Below are 18,891 nucleotides of genomic sequence, written 5' to 3' on the forward strand. Positions count from 1 at the left end.
TCAATGTTAATTTTCATTTTTTTCGGCATTATCCTCTACGATCTTCATTTCAAACCAGAAATTACTTCCCATACCTGGCGCGCTGTTCACACCAAAGCGAAGGTGGTGCAGCTCCATGATATTCTTGACAATGGAAAGCCCCAGCCCGGTTCCGATGGAAGCCTGCTTATGGGCCTTGTCAATTTTATAATAGCGGTCCCACACATAGGGCAGCAAATCTTCCGCGATGCCATCGCCGTGATCCAGCACCTCAACCTTCACCGTATCTGCCAAAACAGTCTGGCGGATCACTACCTCTTTATCCGCTCCGGCATAGTTGACGGCATTGTTCACCAGATTGTAGATAACCTGTTCCATTTTAATCTCGTCAGCCTTCACAAAGACCTCTCTGTCCGCCTCAAAGCGTATATGATAACCCTCCTGCTCAATGAGCTTGGTATATCTTGTGAGAATCCGGCGGATACTCTTGGTCAGATTATACGGGGCTTCATTTAGAACCTGTACACCAGCCTGAAGCTTGGAGATATCCAGCATATCGTTAACCAGACTTGTCAGGCGGTTGGCCTCATCAATGATAATCTGCACGTTTTCCGGAGTGTTTTCTCCTGGAATGTCCCGCATCACCTCGGCATAGCCGGTGATCATGGTCAGGGGGGTGCGCAGGTCATGAGAAACATTGGCGATCAGCTCACGCCGCAGATTTTCTACCTTTGAAAGCTCCTCTGCCGCGTAATTCAGAGTATCGTTGAGCTCTGTGATTTCCCGATAGCCTTCTCCGTCAAAGTGGACCTCCACATTACCCTTCGCGAGCTCCTTGGCACTTTCATTGATCTTGATAATAGGCTTTGATACCTTCTTAGACATAATAGCCGCAAAGATAAGGGCCAGTACCATAAATACCACGCTGATATAAAAGAGCTGGGAGCGCAGAGTCTGTACCGTGGCGTTAACAGGCGAAATCATGGTGTTAAGCATGATCACATACTGGTTGCCGCTGCCGCCTGTAATGATCTGAGTGTAAATCAGGTTTTCATCCCGCTCAAATTTCTTTTCAGGGATCACCCCCTGGCGGCCGTCACTGCTCTGAATATTTATGAGCTGGTAGCTGTCCTTGGAAAAGCTCTCAAAATAGGAGCCGCCGTGCTGCTTGGCCTGTAAGTACAGGTTGGTCAGATCCTGGGCTGTCATCTGGTGCAGCACGCAGCGCGGAACAGTGTCCACATTGATCTCCACATTGTTTTGGGTATCGGTGATCTTCGCGCAGATATTATTCCGCCCCGCCACCTCGGTTACAATATTGCTCAAATCATTGCTGTCAATATTGGCAGAGATGGTGTTCGCCAGAGATTTGAGCTCACTGACCTTTGTCTGGCGGTAAAAGCCGTTTAAAAAGACAATCTGGAACAGCCAGATTACAAAGATCATGACCGCCGCAAAAAGGGCGATATAAGCGAAAAGCTTCCATTTAATGCTGGTATTCTTAAGCCTCAAAGCGGTATCCTACTCCACGCAGTGTCACGATGCACTTGCTGTAATCGCCCAGACTTTTTCTCAGCAGCTTAATGTGGGTATCCAGGGTGCGGTCATCACCATAAAAATCATAGCCCCAGACATTGGTGATAAGTTTTTCCCGTGTCAGGGCGATGCCCCGGTTGCGCACCATGTAAAAAAAGAGATCATACTCCTTTGGCGTCATCTCCACCGGCTTTCCGGAAATCGTGACACGCCGGCCGGCAAAATCCACTTCCAGATCTCCGATTTTTACCACGTCTTTATTCTCCTGGGCACCGCCTCTCCGTTTGAGAATCGCGCCCACGCGCATCATCAGCTCCTTAGGCGAAAAGGGCTTGACAACATAGTCGTCAATGCCCAGTTCAAAGCCATGGATCCGGTCGTACTCCTCACCTCTCGCAGAAAGCATGATAACCGGTGTATCCTTATATTTGCGGATCTCCTTACAGGCTGAGAAGCCGTCAAGCTCCGGCATCATAATATCCAGGATAATGATGTCAAAGTCCTGGCTCTTAGCAAGCTTTACCGCCTCCATACCATCGGCGGCCTCAACGACCTCATTGCCTTCAAATTCCGCGTATTTTCTTACAATCGCCCGTATTTTCTCTTCATCATCAACCATTAAAATCCGGTACATTTCTTTACCTCGTTTTTCTGTTAATTATTCGTGGTTGGTGTTTCCTCTCCCAGTGTGGCGTTTAAATTCAGCATACTGCCGCCGCGCTGTACTTCTATTTTAACGGTATCGCCTACCTGATGGCTCTTGATGGCGGCTTTGACATCTGCGGCGCTTGACACAGCCGTGCCGTCAACGGAAACAATCATATCGCCGGACTGGATGCCTGCGGCTGAAGCGCCGGAATTATCCGCCACCTTGGCCACGTACACGCCCATTTCAGAGACACGGTACTGCATGGCGGTTTCAGCTGAGTTGACATCCACCAGAGATACACCCAGGCTTGGGCGGCCCTTTACATAGCCGTTTTGAGATAAGGATTCGACCACTGTTTTCACATCATTAATCGGGATGGCAAAACCAAGGCCTTCCACGCCGGTACCCGTTGACTTGGCGTCCACGATTCCCACCAGCTCGCCGTATTCGTTGAACAGGCCACCGCCGGAGTTACCAGGATTAATGGCGGCGTTGGTCTGAAGCAGGTTCATGGTATCCCCGTCGATGGTAATTTCACGGTTCAGAGCTGAGACAATACCATCGGTAACCGTTCCGCCCAGCTCGCCAAGGGGGTTCCCGATTGCTACAACAGTCTCGCCCACGCTCAGCTTGTCCGAATCTCCCATGACCGCTGGCTGCAGATTGTTCGCGTTAATTTTGAGTAGCGCCACATCGGATGTGGCGTCCGTGCCGACCAGAGTTGCCTCATGGCTTTCGCCGGATTTCAGGGTTACAGTAATCTTGCTGGCACCATCGATGACGTGGTTGTTGGTCACCACATAGCCGTCATTGGTGACGATCACGCCGCTGCCCGCGCCTTCGGACACTGCCTGCTGAAGCCGGCTGTCTTTTGTCACTGTTTCAGTCTTGATTTCTACGACAGAGTTTCCTGCCGATTCAGCAATCTGCTGGGTGGTCATCGCACCGGAATTGCTGGTTTCATTGGAGTTGGTGCTGGTGCGCTCTACGGATTGGTACATCACGCTTTTATTGTTACCGCCCAAATTGCTGGCCAGCATGCCGCCGCCAAAACCGCAGGCGCCGGAGAGTACCAGGCCCACTGCCATCATGGCTCCGGTTTTCTTTGCGAAAGCATTTTTACCTGCAGACCATTTTTTCTTTTTCTTCTGGTCACCGTCAATGGGCACCAGAGCATTTTCAACCTTTGGTTCTTCATCATTATTGTTTGTAAATTGATTATTTGTGTATTGATCGTTCATTTGATCCTCCATTTATTTAAGTCGCATATTGCTTTTATTTTTGTTGATAGCCTTATTCTAAATGGAGAATGTGACGGTTTTATGAACGCTTCGTGAAAGGGCGCTGAAATTTGGGCTTTTTTCGCATTTTTGTGCGATTACCGTCATCTGCATCCTTTCTTCTTTATTTTACCCTAAGCGTTGCTTTAAATCAATGACTGGTAAATTTTTAGAAAAGCGCCACAAAATAAGATGAACGTGCTATAATAAGATTAAGAAAGGAGATATAAGAAATAAAGATGTTTGAAATGGTTATTTTAAAGGAGGTAAGCCGTGAAAATTGAAGATGTCCTGCCTTATATCCGCGATAAATCCGCCTATACGCTAAAGGAGGCGGAAGAGCTTCGCCTGCTGACCTGGGACGAAATCAATAAAGTCCAGGACCTGGCGGAAAAAAACAAGAATTTTGAGACCATTCAGCTCTGCATTACCTGCAAGGTACTCATCCAGAAGCTGGCTGATAATCCCGAAACCTACAAATTGAAAATCAACCCTGACGACGCGCATTAAGCACAAAATTTTTGAGAGGAAGGAAATTATTATGCTTACATTTATTATTATCGGTATTGTTATCATCGCCGTGGTTATATTATTGCTGACAGGCTATAAAAAAGCCCCGCCCTCCGAGGCGCTGCTCATTTCATCGCCTTTTTCCCACCCCATCAAGGACGCCCAGGGAAATGTTATCGGCACCAGTAAAATCAAGGTAGTGCCAGGTGGCGGTGCAAAAATCGTTATCCCTTACCTGGAAAAAGCTTATCGCCTGAGTCTTTCCACAATGCAGGTGGATATCGATACCTCCGAATACATTCCCACCAAGGACTACATTGGTGTCAAGGTCAACGCTGTAGCCAATGTTAAAATCTCCAGTAAACCTGAGTATCTCCTGTTAGCCGCTGAACAGTTCTCGACCAAGCGCATTGATGAAATCCGCGACATGGTCAAGCAGATTCTGGAAGGAACGATCCGAAGCGGCATGGGCGGCCTCAGCGTTGAAGACCTTGTTCAGAACCGTGAAAAATTTGCCAACCAGTGTGTTACCTCCGCCGAGGAGGACCTCCAGAAAATGGGGATGGAGATCATCAACCTGACGATTCAGTCCTTTACAGATAACAATGAGGTTCTTAAAAACCTGGCGGTTAAAAATTCTGCCGAAATCAAAAAAGAAGCGGATGTGGCGAGAGCACAGGCTGAAAAGGAATCCCGGATCAAGCAATCCCAGGCCGAGCGCGAGAGTAAAGAAATCGAGCTGGCTAACCAGGTAGCAGTCGAAGAAAAGACCAAAGAAAAGGACGTACAGATCGCGGGCTACCACCGCGAGAGCGCCATCGCCAAGGCCCAGTCCGATGTGGCTTACGACATCGAAAAAGAAGAACAGAACAAGGCACTGGTCAGTAAGCAGCAGGAAGTTGAGATCATCAAGGCTCAGAAAGAAGTTGAACTGAAGCAGCAGGAAATCCGTATCCGCGAAAATGAATACATGGCGGACATCGGAAAGAAAGCTGAAGCCGACAAAGCCAAAGCTGAATTTGACGCCGACGCCAAGCTCTATGCGAGCCAGAAGGAGGCCGAAGGGATTCGGGCCATCGGCGAGGCTAAAGCCGCCGCCATCGAAAAGGAAGCTCTGGCCATGCGCAAGATGACAGGACCTTCTGTTGTCAAGATGGTCATCGAAAAGCTGCCTGAAATGGTGGAAGCTGCCGCCAAGCCAATGGAAAAGGTGGACTCGATCACCATGTATGGTAACGGCAACGAAACGAAGATGGTTCAGGATGTTACCGGCGCCGCCAGCCAGATTTTCAATGCTGTCAAGGATGGTACTGGCCTGGACCTCAAAGATCTGATCGCCAGCTGCCTGAGTGGTGAGGTTCTGGATGATCTGGAAGATGCCCCGCCTGCTCCCGGAGTGTCATCAGAAAAAAAGGGGCAGCCTGATACTGCGGCCGAACCTAAAAAGGCACAGCCAGCGCCCGCTCCTGAGGAGCCAGTTGAAACGCTGGCCCCTGATCTGGATGAAATTTCTACGCTCGATGCACTGCGCCAGATGGCAAAAGAAGTCCAGAAGCATGACGCCGAACGTAAAAACAAATAAGACACTGATGAAACAGCAGATTTCCGGATCTGCTGTTTTTATAATGCCGTAAAGCATTTTCAGTAAAGCACACTCGCAGGGCTTCAACTTTAACATAATTTCAGGTTATACCTGTTATAACTTTAATTCAATATGAATTTATCTCAAATGGGTGTATTATATAAGTAGCGAAAGAAAACGCTGTATCGTTATTATTTATTACATGCCCGCAAAGCGGTTTTGCTTTGCGGCTGTGTAAACGCTATTATTTTTCTATTTACAATTGAATAAGGAGGGAATATCATGGAAGTCACTATGCTTTCATACATGTCTGAATTTATCGGAACTGCACTACTCGTGTTATTAGGGGACGGTGTTTGTGCTGCTGTAAACCTGGAAAAATCTGGTTTTAAAGGTGGCGGCGCTGTTTACATAATGCTTGGCTGGGGTCTCGCAGTTATGCTTCCTGCCATGGCCTTTGGCGCACAGTCCGGTGCACATTTTAATCCCGTTCTGACAGTCGGTTTAGCCGTTATCGGTGCATTCCCGTGGGCAGCGGTCCCGGGTTACATCGTAGCACAGATGCTTGGCGGTTTAGTCGGCGCAATCCTTGTCTGGGTTGTTTACAGACCTCAATTTGCTGCCACCGAAGATGCGGATACCATCAGAGGTACTTTCTGTACAAGTCCTCAGGTCCGCAATATCCCCCAGAATATCCTGTGCGAAGCTGCAGCAACCTTCGCACTGGTATTCTTTATTGTCGCAATTGGCCATGCAGGCATGACAAATGTCAGTGATGTTGGCTTGAACTACTTCTTCGTATATGCCATCATCATGTCCTGTGGTTTCTCACTTGGTGGTACCACCGGATTCGCCATGAACCCTGCCAGAGACTTATCTCCACGTATTGCTCATGCCATCCTGCCAATCCCGAACAAGGGCTCCTCTGATTGGGGTTACGCACTGGTTCCGGTTGTTGGTCCATTGATTGGCGCAATCCTGGGTGCTCTGCTTGCCAGCGCAGTCATTTTAGGATAATCTTCTTTTTATAAAACTCATACAGCGAACTTTCCAAAAAGACCCACCCGATTCATTCGGATGGGTCTTTTTCCTTGCCTTCTGCTTTCGTCAGCGCTGTTCCAGTATAAATGATGGCGTCGCCATACTTTTCTTTCAGCTTGTCCATGGCGGCTTCCACTTTTTCCAGCTTCTCACGCTTCTCAAAGCTGTCCGCACCAAAAAGAGTCAGCTGTTCCGGTTCACATGTTTCTGCGCTCACTAGGTTGATCCCCGTTACCGTAAGCATACGGATTCCCTGGGTAAAATCCCAGTATTTATCCACCAGGGCAACGGCCGCTTCAAAGATTTCCTTAAACAACTGAGTCGGATGGCTCAGGGTCACCTGCCTCGAAATCTGGCGGAACGCCGGGTCTTTTATCATTACCTGTACGCCGCGGCATTTCAGGTGGTAGCCTTTAAGGCGTTTGGCAACCGTCTCAGCCAGAGGATAAAGGCCTTTTTTTACCTCCTCCATATTTTCAAGATCCTTGCCAAAGGTGTTGCCATGACCCACAGACTTAACCTCCCGCGGCTCAGTGGCTGAGCGCACCGGGCTGTCATCCAGGCCATTGGCATAATCGTGAAGCATCTCCCCCATCTTTCCCATATCATGAGAAAGCACAGAACGGTCTGAGACGGCCAGATCGCCAATGGTCCTTATCCCATAACATTTCAGCTTTCTGAAAGCGCTCTTGCCAACATAGATAAGATCTGTGACCGGCAGGGGCCATAGCAGTTTTTTATAGTTCTGCGGTGTAATAACAGTCACAGCGTCAGGTTTTTTATAGTCACTGCCCAGTTTGGCAAAAATTTTATTATAGGAAACGCCTACCGAAATAGTCAGTCTGGTGCGCTCTTTGACGGTTTCGCGCACCAGATCACCCATGGCGGTACCGCTGCCGCCAAAAAGATGCATGGTGTCTGTTACGTCCAGCCAGGACTCATCAATGCTAAAAGGCTCTACCCGATCCGTAAACTCGTTATAAATCTCATTGATTATTTTTGAGTAATGGCGGTACAAGTCGTGATGGGGCGGCAGCAGGATCAGCTCCGGGCATTTTCGCTTTGCCTGGTATACGGTCTCTGCTGTCTGAATCTTGAATTTTTTTGCCGCTTCATTTTTAGCCAGGATAATGCCGTGGCGGTTCTCTGGATTGCCACAGACAGCCACAGGCTGCTCCCTAAGCTCCGGATGAGATAAAAGCTCTACCGACGCGTAAAAGCTGTTCAAATCACAATGAAGAATCCGACGAACTTTTTCCATTCTCTCACCTCTCAGCATGAAAGTTTACCGAAGAGCACAGCGCAAAAATGTGCCGTGCTCTTCGGACCACTAAAAAAGGGCACATACAGGACTGTACGCACCCTTTTCTGCCAGCTTTCTATTTGTTTGCCGGTTCCCATTTACAGCGAACTGGCGATACGATGGCGCCTTCAGCTTTTAATTCTTTAAAGGCTTTATCAATCTCCTTGCGGTCAACGTCCAGTGCCTTCTGAACGGCGCCGGCATTCATCGGCGCACCGTTTTCCCGCATGGCCTCCAGTACTTTTTGCTTTAATTCTGCTAATTCCATGTTTTCCTCCTGCTTATTCTTCCTCGAACTCATTCAGCTCAAAGAACTCATCCATATCCTCATCAGATAATTCCGCGGCCATTTCAGCCTGATCCTTGGTCAGAGCTTCCGAGCCTTCCTCTGGCACTTCGGGCTCATCCTTCTTAGCAAAATGATCACGAATTTTCTGTTCAACCGCATCGGCAAATTCAGGGTTTTCTTTAAGGTATTCCTTCACCTTGTCACGCCCCTGCCCCAGGCGTTCCTCGCCGTAGGAGAACCATGAGCCGGATTTTTTTATAATATTCAGCTCAACCGCCATGTCCAGAATATCCCCTTCTCTGGAGATACCCTCGCCGTACATGATATCAAACTCGGCAGTTTTAAACGGTGGCGCCATTTTGTTCTTGACAATCTTAGCACGGGTACGGTTCCCGATCATATCGGTTCCTTTTTTCAAAGTTTCAATTCTGCGGATATCCATCCGGACAGAGGAATAGAATTTCAAAGCACGGCCGCCAGTTGTAACCTCTGGATTTCCGTACATAACCCCAACCTTCTCGCGCAGCTGGTTAATAAAGATCGCCGCGGTATTGGACTTTTTGATAATCCCTGCCAGCTTTCGGAGGGCCTGGGACATCAGTCTCGCCTGAAGCCCAACATGGGAGTCCCCCATTTCCCCATCAATTTCCGCACGGGGTACCAGAGCCGCGACAGAGTCCACAACGGCCACATCGATGGCCCCGCTCCGCACCAGGGCTTCAAGAATTTCAAGCGCCTGCTCACCTGTGTCCGGCTGGGATACAATCAGGTTATCCACATCCACACCGAGGGCTTTTGCGTATACGGGATCGAGCGCATGTTCGGCATCGATAAAGGCCGCGTTGCCTCCGGCCTTTTGGGCTTCCGCCACAATATGAAGGGCAATAGTGGTTTTACCGGAGGATTCTGGTCCGTAGATCTCAATGATCCGGCCACGGGGAACCCCGCCAATTCCAAGCGCCATATCAATACCGATGGATGAGGTGGAGATAACGTCAACGTCCATCTTCGCACTCTCGTCTCCAAGACGCATGACAGCTCCCTTTCCAAAAGTTTTTTCAATATTCTTTAAAGCAGCGTTTAAGGCTTCCTGCTTTGCGCTGTTGTCAGTTTTTTCTTCTACTTTTTCTAATGGTTTGCGTTTTTCAGCCATACTTTTCTCCTCTATTTTCACAAAGCGTTCTGTGAACGTTCGTTCTATCACTATCTATATTATAAAGAAATCATTCTGTTTTGTCAAGGATTGCTTCGCGAATTAAGTGAAAAACTTTATTGGCGGTGCGCAATTGAACAATCTTTCGACTGCCTTCAAAGAGATATTTTTTAATGGTGGTTTTTCCATTGGCGCAAACCCCGACGTATACAAGTCCCACGGGTTTTTCTGGCGATCCGCCGCCAGGCCCGGCAATACCAGTGACAGACGCAGTAATATCACAGCCTGAAATTTCCTTAAGGTGCTCGCACATCTCCCGTGCGGTCTGCTCACTGACTGCGCCATAGCGTTCAAGCGTTTCGGCCCTCACCTTTAAAAGCTGCATTTTAGCTTCATTGGAGTAGGTAACCAGTCCCATTTTTAACGCCGCTGAAATTCCGGGAATCTCTGCCAGCTTTGAAGCCACGAGACCTCCGGTGCAGGATTCTGCCAGAGCGACAGTCAGGCCCTTTTCCATTAAAAGTTTACCGACCGTCACATCCAGGCTGTCCTGGGAATGTGTGAAAATATGATCGCCAAAACGTTCGATGATGATCTTCTCATACCGGTCCAGCAAAGCGTTAATGGTTTCAGGATCATCCCCGTTGGCCGTCAGGCGGATCATCACCTCGCCCAGCTTGGCATAGGTGGCAACCGTTGGATTATCCTGCCGGTCAATGATATCCATAATGGTGTCCTCAACAGTGGATTCACCAATATCCGAAAGATTGTAATAGCGTGAAATCACGAGCTGGTTTTTCAGCTGGTGCAGGATGGGTTCCACACAGTCCTCATACATGCCCATCATTTCATGTGGTGGTCCCGGCAGCATGATTACAGTTTTTCCGTCCTTCTCAATCATAATTCCCGGAGCGGTACCTCTGGGGTTGGGCAGCATGACGCCCCCCTTTGGCACGTAAGACTGACGCAGGTTATTCTCTGTCATTTCTACCCCGCGGCGGTCAAAAAACGCTTTGAGCTTCTCGACAATTTCTGGCCGCTGTTCCATTTCCATACCAAAAATTTCCGCAATGGTCTCCTTTGTCAGATCATCCTGGGTCGGTCCGAGGCCGCCGGTCGTGATAATCAGGTCACTGCGGGTCAAGGCCCGCATAATGACAGATTTCAGACGCCCCGGGTTATCACCCACTGTTGTATGGTAAAGCACCGAAAAGCCATTTATAGACAATTCCTTGGACAAAAACATAACATTGGTATTTAAGGTGTCTCCCGTTAAAAGTTCTGTTCCAACTGAAACGAGCTCACAATTCATAATTCCATCTCCTTATGTCAATTCAGCCGGGATTCATAAAACTCCGGCCCTTATCATTATACTGTTTCTGGTAAAATTCTGCAATGTTATTAAACTTTGATTCAGAGTTGTTTATCTGAATAATGACAAAGAATCCTTCTCTAGATGCCCTGATCCTGATACTCTGTGAATCTTATCGCATCCACACATCTTCTTACTTCGGTACAAATCCTTCTATATTTTTTATCTCCACCGAGATGGTACCATCTGGATTATTTCTGAATTCTACAATGTCCTCCCGCATGAGGTAGTCCGTTGGAATCGAGAGCTCTATGCCTGAGTCAGTAACAAACTTTTGTTTCTTAAAGATTTTGCTCTCAATATTATCGCTTACCTCTACTTTGCGCTGGGTAAGCCCTTTTTTGGCAGCCTCCTCCCTGAAGCGTTCCTTCACTGTAAAATCATCGCCAAAGGTGGCTTGGGCAATACTGTCCATATCAATGACCGAGTCCGATTCGTAGTCGTCGGCGATGACCCGCTTGACGGTATTCAGCTTTTCAATGTCGCCGTTATATTCGCTGGCAATAATTTTTTTAACGGTCTTTTCCACAATATCAAATGTCTGTTTTTCGGAGAGCACATCCTCACATAAAACCAGACGGTTGGAGAGATAGTACTCCTTTTTGTCATCAATCTCAAACTTTTTTTCCTTTAGAAAAATCTGACCGGTATTTAAATTGATGATCACAAACTCATCCAGCCGCTGCCCTTCTGTGGGCAGTGAGCAGGGCTGACGAAGAATATCATTTAAACGGCCGTCCTCGTGATCGACATAGTGGATATAGCTATGCTTGTAATTCAGCTTTAAAACACCCAAATAAGGCTCTCCGTCGCCAATAAAATCGACCACCAGCAGATCTGCCGACGGCACCCCGACATTCTCCACCATAAAATCAAAGAGCAGGCTCGCGATTTCCTGGCTGACAGATGTAAAGCTTTCGTCATCCTTTTTATACTGCTGTACCAGCTCACAAAAACGGCTTGGCGGGTCCACAAACTGGGTTCTCTTAATATCCGGATCCTTCATCGCCCGGGTCAGATGTTTATACAAGTATTCCTGAATACCGATGGGCAGCCCCAGCAGTGTATCCGAAAGCACCGGAATCCCCGCGCCCGTATCCAGAATGTGTAAAATTGCTCTTTTAACATGAACGTCAATTTCCATAAAAACTCCTCACACAAAAGCGCGGCTTCCGCCGCGCTCGTTTGTTATTCTCATTTATTTACTTTCAAATGCCTACATACTTCTAAAGACACCCTTGTTCAGTCTGAAATAATCAATACCTGAAATAAGGGTCAGGGCCAGGGCAACATAAACCATGATGTTACCGAATAGCAGCAAGGCGGGGAATGCCATAACCGGCCAGTTGACCAGCAGCAATGCGATGATTGCAATCATCTGGGAAATGGTCTTGGCCTTGCCCCATTTGCTGGCAGCAATGACAATGCCGTCGGAAGCCGCCAGCGTCCGGAGACCTGTAATGGCGAATTCGCGGGCAATGATGATGATAACCACCCAGGACGGGATCATCTGCAGCTCAACCAGACAGATAAACGCTGAGCAGGTCAGCAGCTTATCTGCCAGCGGATCCATAAATTTTCCAAAATCCGTAATCAGATTCCGGCTTCTGGCAAGATGCCCGTCCACCGCGTCAGAGGCAGAGGCGACAATAAAAATCACCACCGCAATGGGCTCGTGGAATGGGAAATTGACCAGCAGGGCAATAATAAAGAATGGAATCATAATAATTCGGGCCATGGTAATTTTGTTAGGTAAGTTCATTTTCTACATCTCCTATCAAATCATAATCCAGTGTCTGGATTATTTTTACTTTATAGAAATTGCCAATGTCTAATACCTCTTCCCCGCTATTGGCAAAAACCATACAATCAATTTCTGGTGCATCACCATAGGTTCGCCCGGAATAGGTTCCCGGCGCCTCCATTTCCTCTATTAAAACGTCCAGGCTTCTGCCGACAAAGGCTTCATTGGCTTCAGCTGTTATGCCCTCCTGCTGTCCGTATATTTCATTCCAACGTCTTTCCATAACCGCTTCATCCACCTGATCCGGAAACTCCGCCGCAGGGGTTCCTTCCTCCTGCGAGTATTTGAACACACCCAATCGGTTGATTTTAAGCGCTCTTAGCGAGGCGAGCAGCCCCTCATGGTCTTCCTCTGTCTCACCGGGAAAACCAGTGATAATCGCGGTCCTGAGTACCGCGTCAGGCAGCTTTTCGCGGATCAGCCCGATCTGTTCAAAAAGATGCTTTTTGTTAACTGGACGCCCCATGCGTTTTAAAATTTTATCCTCAGTATGCTGGATGGGAATATCAAAATAATGGCAGAGGTTGTCATGGCTGGCGATCACATCCAGAAGCTCTTCTGTGATGCCCTCAGGATACATATAGAGCAGACGTATCCAACGGAAGGAAAAATCCTCCGACAGCCACGTCAGCAGCCCTGCCAGATTTATCTCTCCCTCCAGGTCGTTCCCATACTGGGTGATGTCCTGGGCGATAATGATCAGCTCCCTGACACCCTTTTTCTCCAGATAAGCCGCTTCTTTATAAATAGCCTCTGGACTGCGGCTCCGGTGTCTTCCACGAATTTTGGGAATCACACAGTAGGTGCAGTGATGGTCACAGCCTTCACTGATTTTCAGATAGGCTGTAACGGTGTTGTCCTCGATATAGCGGGGCATTTCTTCCACATAAGGGCGGTCGATATTTCCAGAGAGCGTTTCTCTTCCCCTTCCGCCTTCAATATCTTTAATCAGGTCAATGATGTTGTCAATATGCCCCACGCCTAAAAAGCCGTCAACCTCAGGCATTTCCTCCGCAAGCTCTTTATGATAGCGCTCTGCCATACAGCCTGCTGCTATCAGGATCTCACACGGCCCGCTTTCCTTATAGCCGGCGTATTCAAGAATATACTCGATGGATTCCTCCTTGGCCGCCTGGATAAAGCAGCAGGTATTGACCACAATCACTTCAGCCCGTGCCGGGTCGGGTTCAATGGTATAGCCGTTTTCCGCGAGCATTCCCAGCATCTGCTGAGCGTCTACGGTATTTTTATCACAGCCCAGGGTTGTGATATGGATTTTCTTCACTCTGTCACCTCCTGTAGTATTCTTCCTGTGTCATCAGCAGGGTTCGCGGTTTGCTGCCGTTTGGCCCTGAGATAATGCCCTTTTGCTCAAGGGAATCAATAAGCCTTCCCGCCCGGGCATAGCCAACCTTCAGCTTACGCTGGAGCATGGAGGTCGATACCTGATTATAGGTAAAGGCTGTCTCCACTGCCTGGTCAAACAGCGGGTCCAGGTCATCCTCTTTGGCTTCCTCTTCTTCCTGCGGCTCGTTAATCGCCTCCTCAATCTCATCATTATAGGTTGGCTGTTTTTTGGGTTTGACCGCATTGATTACGCGGTTGATCTCCGCGTCAGATACAAAGGTACACTGTACACGCAGGGGTTTTGATTTTCCGACGGGGTAATAAAGCATATCCCCCTTGCCCAGCAGCTTTTCAGCCCCGGCCATATCAAGAATGGTTCGGGAGTCTGTATTAGACGCCACCGAAAAGGCAATACGGGATGGAATGTTCGCCTTGATCAGCCCGGTGATCACATCCACCGAGGGTCTCTGTGTCGCGATGATCAGATGAATCCCACAAGCTCTGGCCAGCTGAGCAATACGGCAGATCGCATTTTCACATTCCTTGGGCGATGTCATCATCAGGTCGGCCAGCTCGTCAACCACAATGACGATCCGCGGCAGCTTTTCTCCGCCCTGGCCAGCCATCAGTTCATTATACCCGTCAATGTCACGCACGCCGTTTTCCTTAAACAGCTGATAGCGGTCTGTCATTTCCTTAATGCCCCAGTTCAAGGCATAGGATGCCTTCTTGGGGTCTGTGACCACTGGAATCAGAAGGTGCGGTATGGCGTTGTACTGGTTCAGCTCGACCATTTTGGGGTCAATCATGATAAAGCGTAAATCCTCGGGTGAAGCCTTGTACAAAAGACTGATGATAATACTGTTGATGCACACACTCTTACCAGAGCCTGTGGCACCCGCGATAAGTACATGGGGCATTTTGCTGATGTCCCCGATAATGTTCTGGCCAGACAGCGTTTTGCCGAGCGCGAAGGGCAAGGGCCCCTTGAAATTTTCAAAGGCTGGTGTCTCAATGATCTCGCGCAGCCCGACAATGACGCTCTCCTCGTTAGGCACCTCAATGCCGACCGCAGCTTTTCCTGGAATGGGCGCCTCAATACGAATATCCGAGGTTGCCAGATTCAACGCCAGGTCATCTGCCAGATTAACAATCTTATTGACCTTGACACCCGGGTCTGGCTGAAGCTCAAACCGGGTAATACTCGGGCCAACATCCACCCCGACGATTTTGGCATGTACGCCAAAATTAGAAAGTGTTTCCTCGATAATCTTCGCCTTTTTAACCACTGCGTCCTTTCTGTTTTTAGAGCCGGAGGCTGGCGGATTTAACAAAGTCGTTTCCGGAAAATGATAAACCTCGTCAGCCTCCATTTGAGGGTTTACAGGGTTCTCCCCGTCATCGGATAAATCCAGAAGCTCATCCACAATTTTATTCTGCTTCTGCTTCTTTTCAGGAAGCAGAAAAAGGCTTTCCTGCTCCTCCTCTGGCAGTGTCTCGTTGGAATCCTCCAGGTGTTCCGATTCATCCAGCTCCTTATTGACATCATCAATAAAATCAAGAATCTCTGTATCAATCGAAACCTTTCCGGTCTCTGAGCGCTGAAACAGGCCGTCATAGCTGTCACTCGCTGGCTCTTCCTGTTTTTCCTTATTCCTCTTGGCAGCTTTGCTCTTTTCACTCAGCTCTTTTGAAAGCTTCCGTTCCTCGACCAGATCGTCAACCTTGTTTTTCAGAGGGGCGACACCAAATTTATTTTCCTTCATTTTCTGATAATACTCGTTAAAATTTGCCCGTACAATCAACAGGGCTTCGGCGATAGACGCCAGTATCAGAAAGACAATCGTACCGACCTTGGTCACCAGCATCTGAAGGAAATAGGAAAGCAATATCCCTATAATTCCGCCGTAGCCGCCATAACTGGCCACACTGAAAAGATCCAGGACGCTGTAGGTCATGAGCCTTGGAATATTCAGACTGAAGACCACCATCAGATTAACCAGCAGTAAAAACACCATGACCAGTGTCTGTATGTTTCCCCTGTGTTTGTCAAAAAACAGCATGATTCCCCAGGCGATCATATAAAGGGCAATCATGATGGTTGTATTGCCAAACATGTAGGTAAAAATAACCTTCCCCACAATTTTATCTAAAATTCCGGGTGTTGCTGTCAAAAAAGCATATCCGACATAAAGGCCCAGAATGGCCAGCACCGCGCCGGTTATCCGCTGCTTGACCATCGGGCTCATGCCAGCCTGCTTTTTGGCCCGGCTGCCCGCACGGGCCTTTGATGTGCCCGCGCGCTTTTTAGCCGGTTTCTTTTTGCTTGCTGTTGCCACCTTATTATCACCTCACTTACTTAATAAAAAAAGGCACAGATCCTCTGTACCTTGTATTCCTACATACCGGAATGTCCAAATCCGCCGTCACTGCGTTCTGTTTCTGTCAGAGCCTCTACACTGTCGACCTCTACAAAATCAGCAGTCACATAGGATTTTATTACCATTTGCGCGATGCGGTCACCGGGATGAATGGTATGGGAAAAGGCCTTCAGATTTGTTAAAATAACCTTTATTTCACCACGGTAGTCTGAATCAATGGTACCAATCCCATTGACCAAGGCAATGCCGTGCTTCATGGCCAGACCCGAACGCGCCCGGATCTGAGCTTCATATCCCGGCGGCAGTTCTAGATAAATTCCCGTCGGAATTGTGTAAATATTCTGGTTTGAAATCTCAATCGGTTCGTCTATATCCGCGTATAAATCCACCCCGGCAGCACCGGAGCTCTGATACTCCGGCAGCGGGTATTTGGATGCGTTGTATATTTTTACCTTGCACTTTTCCATATTATAACACTCAATCCTTAGGTAAGCACGCTTTTCTTGATAAATTGATACGGCCCTTATCGTCAATTTCAACAACTTTGACGGTTACGACGTCACCAAGCTTTACAACATCCTCTACGGATTTCACGCGTTCCTTGGCAAGCTTGGAAATATGGATCAGGCCGTCTTTACCGCCAGGTAAAGATACAAAGGCACCGAAGTTCATAATACGAACGACTTCACCTGTATAAACCTCTCCGACTTCCACTTCTTTGACAATATCTTCAATAATCGCCTTTGCTTTATCTGCGGCAACGCCGTCTTCAGAAGCGATATAGATGGTACCATCGTCCTCAATATCAATCTTAACGCCGGTTTCCTCAATAATCTTATTGATGACCTTTCCGCCTGAGCCGATAACGTCACGAATCTTGTCAGGGTTGATGGTCATGGTCATAATACGCGGTGCGTATGGTGATAACTCAGCGCGTGGTTCAGAAATTTCTTCATTCATGATCCCCAGAATATGCATACGGCCAATACGGGCCTGTTCCAGTGCCTGGGTTAAAATCTCTCTGTCGATACCGTGGATCTTGATATCCATCTGAATCGCGGTGATCCCGTCTTTGGTACCGGCAACCTTAAAGTCCATGTCCCCAAGGAAGTCTTCCATGCCCTGGATATCGGTTAAAATGGCCAGCTTTTCATCTTCCTTGATCAGCCCCATTGCCACACCGGCAACCGGCTTCTTAAGCGGTACACCCGCTGCCATCAGGGCAAGGCTGCTGCCGCATACGCTGGCCTGAGAGGTCGAACCGTTTGAGCTTAAAACCTCAGACACGACACGGATAGCATAGGGGAATTCTTCTTCCGGCGGAATCATTGGCAGCAGCGCGCGCTCTGCCAGTGCGCCGTGGCCGATTTCGCGGCGGCCCGGGCTTCTCATTGGTCGTGCTTCACCAACGCTGTAGCCAGGGAAGTTATACTGGTGCATATAGCGTTTTTCCGTATCGTTGGATAAGCCATCCAGTACCTGAGCATCTCTCAGGACACCTAAAGTCGCGATGGAAAGCACCTGGGTTTCCCCTCTGGTGAAGAGGCCGGAACCATGCACTCTCGGGATATAATCGATTTTCGCAGTGATTGGACGAACTTCATCCATCTTACGGTTATCGGGACGGATACGGTCTACCAGAATCAGACTGCGGACTTCTTTTTTCTGAAGAGCGGTTAAAATGGTATCAATATCATTTAACTGTTCAGGATAAAGCTCGCCAAAATGTTCAACAACTTCAGTCTTAACCGCGTCAATATTTTCAAGCCGTTCTGTTTTATCTTCAGTGTGAACCGCTTCATGCATTTTACCGCCCACAAAAGCTTCTACCTCTGCAGTCAGCTCGTCCGTTGGCAGATAAAGCGTATAATCCTTTTTTTCCACGCCGACGGCTGCGACGATCTCTTCCTGAAAAGCGACGATTTTCTTGATTTCTTCATGCGCGAATAAAATCGCTTCCAGCATGGTTTCTTCAGAAACTTCGTTGGCGCCGGCTTCTACCATCATGATGGCGTCCTTGGTACCGGCGACGGTCAGGCTTAAATCGCTGACTTCACGCTGGGCTTCGGTCGGGTTCAGAATGAACTCGCCGTCGATCAACCCGACAGCTACTGAACCGGTAGGGCCGTCAAAAGGAATGTCTGAAATGCTGAGGGCAATGGATGCGCCGATCATCGCGGCGATTTCCGGCGCGTTATCCTGTTCAACAGACATAACTGTAGTAACCACCTGGACATCGTTGCGGAAGCCCTTTGGGAACAGCGGACGAATCGGGCGGTCAATTAAACGTGAGTTTAAAATTGCTTTTTCAGAAGGACGGCCTTCTCTTTTCAGGAAGCCTCCTGGTATCTTACCAACCGCGTATTGTTTTTCTTCATAATCCACGCTCAGCGGAAAAAAATCCATGCCTTCACGGGGTTTTTTAGATGCAGCGGCTATGGCCAGAACACTGGTTTCACCATAGCGGATCATTGCAGAGCCCTTAGCAAGCTGTGCAACCTCGCCGATTTCCACTCTAAAAGGGCGGCCGGCAATTTCTGTTTCAAATATTCTCATTAATACCTCCAATGATATCAGCCGATTTACGAAGCGGCTGGACTCCGTTTATTTCAAAACCATCTGCACAGATGTTCGAAAATTCAAAGAAAAAAGGCGGAATACTCCG

General features: G+C 48.3%; 16 protein-coding genes. 3 read left to right on the forward strand and 13 right to left on the reverse strand.

The annotated features are described in order from the left end of the window. Window positions 1–6: 6 nt before the first annotated feature. Genes FYJ53_RS19860 through FYJ53_RS19870 form a run of 3 tightly spaced genes read right to left on the reverse strand, consistent with a single transcriptional unit; the run spans window position 7 to window position 3,405 of the window. Window positions 7–1,491, reverse strand: a complete 1,485-nt coding sequence (locus FYJ53_RS19860) for a HAMP domain-containing sensor histidine kinase (RefSeq protein WP_090415206.1) — start codon at window positions 1,489–1,491, stop codon at window positions 7–9. Further along, window positions 1,481–2,149, reverse strand: coding sequence for a response regulator transcription factor (locus FYJ53_RS19865; RefSeq protein WP_013380383.1), 669 nt, complete (start codon window positions 2,147–2,149; stop codon window positions 1,481–1,483). The genes FYJ53_RS19860 and FYJ53_RS19865 overlap by 11 nt, the downstream gene beginning before the upstream one ends. 20 nt (window positions 2,150–2,169) lie before the next feature. Beyond that, window positions 2,170–3,405, reverse strand: coding sequence for a S1C family serine protease (locus FYJ53_RS19870; RefSeq protein WP_154557695.1), 1,236 nt, complete (start codon window positions 3,403–3,405; stop codon window positions 2,170–2,172). 312 nt (window positions 3,406–3,717) lie between these two features. Here FYJ53_RS19870 and FYJ53_RS19875 point away from each other — a divergent pair, with 312 nt between their 5' ends. The 3 genes from FYJ53_RS19875 (at window position 3,718) to FYJ53_RS19885 (ending at window position 6,553) form a co-directional block, all read left to right on the forward strand. Then, the gene (locus FYJ53_RS19875; RefSeq protein ID WP_090415203.1) at window positions 3,718–3,954 is read left to right on the forward strand and encodes a hypothetical protein; all 237 of its coding nucleotides are present in this window, start codon (window positions 3,718–3,720) and stop codon (window positions 3,952–3,954) included. Window positions 3,955–3,985: 31 nt separating this feature from the next. Further along, window positions 3,986–5,536 carry a flotillin family protein gene (locus FYJ53_RS19880; protein ID WP_148428847.1) on the forward strand — a complete coding sequence of 517 codons (1,551 nt, stop codon included), beginning with the start codon at window positions 3,986–3,988 and terminating at the stop codon, window positions 5,534–5,536. Window positions 5,537–5,830: 294 nt separating this feature from the next. Further along, window positions 5,831–6,553 carry an MIP/aquaporin family protein gene (locus tag FYJ53_RS19885; protein ID WP_041690204.1) on the forward strand — a complete coding sequence of 241 codons (723 nt, stop codon included), beginning with the start codon at window positions 5,831–5,833 and terminating at the stop codon, window positions 6,551–6,553. A 52-nt stretch (window positions 6,554–6,605) separates the two neighbouring features. Here FYJ53_RS19885 and dinB read toward each other — a convergent pair whose 3' ends face one another. The 10 genes from dinB to FYJ53_RS19935 all read right to left on the reverse strand — a co-directional run bounded on the left by dinB (window position 6,606) and on the right by FYJ53_RS19935 (window position 18,782). Next, window positions 6,606–7,838 carry a DNA polymerase IV gene (gene dinB, locus FYJ53_RS19890; RefSeq protein ID WP_154557696.1) on the reverse strand — a complete coding sequence of 411 codons (1,233 nt, stop codon included), beginning with the start codon at window positions 7,836–7,838 and terminating at the stop codon, window positions 6,606–6,608. A gap of 118 nt (window positions 7,839–7,956) precedes the next feature. After that, the gene (locus FYJ53_RS19895) at window positions 7,957–8,148 is read right to left on the reverse strand and encodes a transcriptional regulator (RefSeq protein WP_154557697.1); all 192 of its coding nucleotides are present in this window, start codon (window positions 8,146–8,148) and stop codon (window positions 7,957–7,959) included. Between the two features lie 13 nt (window positions 8,149–8,161). Then, window positions 8,162–9,322, reverse strand: a complete 1,161-nt coding sequence (gene recA, locus FYJ53_RS19900; RefSeq protein WP_013380374.1) for a recombinase RecA — start codon at window positions 9,320–9,322, stop codon at window positions 8,162–8,164. A gap of 70 nt (window positions 9,323–9,392) precedes the next feature. Continuing rightward, entirely contained in the window at window positions 9,393–10,634 is a 1,242-nt protein-coding gene (locus tag FYJ53_RS19905) for a competence/damage-inducible protein A (RefSeq protein ID WP_038352429.1), read from the reverse strand. A 193-nt stretch (window positions 10,635–10,827) separates the two neighbouring features. Next, on the reverse strand, window positions 10,828–11,838 hold the full coding sequence (locus FYJ53_RS19910) for a nucleoid-associated protein (RefSeq protein WP_013380372.1): 1,011 nt from the start codon (window positions 11,836–11,838) through the stop codon (window positions 10,828–10,830). A gap of 72 nt (window positions 11,839–11,910) precedes the next feature. Then, on the reverse strand, window positions 11,911–12,456 hold the full coding sequence (gene pgsA / locus FYJ53_RS19915; protein WP_013380371.1) for a CDP-diacylglycerol--glycerol-3-phosphate 3-phosphatidyltransferase: 546 nt from the start codon (window positions 12,454–12,456) through the stop codon (window positions 11,911–11,913). Next, window positions 12,443–13,783: a 30S ribosomal protein S12 methylthiotransferase RimO gene (gene rimO, locus FYJ53_RS19920; protein WP_038352427.1), complete on the reverse strand. Its 1,341-nt coding sequence runs from the start codon at window positions 13,781–13,783 to the stop codon at window positions 12,443–12,445. The genes pgsA and rimO overlap by 14 nt, the downstream gene beginning before the upstream one ends. Before the next feature lie 4 nt (window positions 13,784–13,787). Beyond that, entirely contained in the window at window positions 13,788–16,184 is a 2,397-nt protein-coding gene (locus FYJ53_RS19925; RefSeq protein WP_227930285.1) for a DNA translocase FtsK 4TM domain-containing protein, read from the reverse strand. 59 nt (window positions 16,185–16,243) lie between these two features. Next, window positions 16,244–16,693 (reverse strand): dUTP diphosphatase, encoded by a 450-nt coding sequence (gene dut / locus FYJ53_RS19930; protein WP_013380368.1) that lies wholly within the window; start codon window positions 16,691–16,693, stop codon window positions 16,244–16,246. A gap of 10 nt (window positions 16,694–16,703) precedes the next feature. Continuing rightward, on the reverse strand, window positions 16,704–18,782 hold the full coding sequence (locus FYJ53_RS19935) for a polyribonucleotide nucleotidyltransferase (RefSeq protein ID WP_013380367.1): 2,079 nt from the start codon (window positions 18,780–18,782) through the stop codon (window positions 16,704–16,706). Window positions 18,783–18,891: the final 109 nt, after the last annotated feature.

The sequence above is a fragment of the Eubacterium sp. BL-380-WT-2B genome (assembly GCF_009696115.1).
Taxonomy (GTDB): domain Bacteria; phylum Bacillota; class Clostridia; order Eubacteriales; family Eubacteriaceae; genus Eubacterium; species Eubacterium callanderi.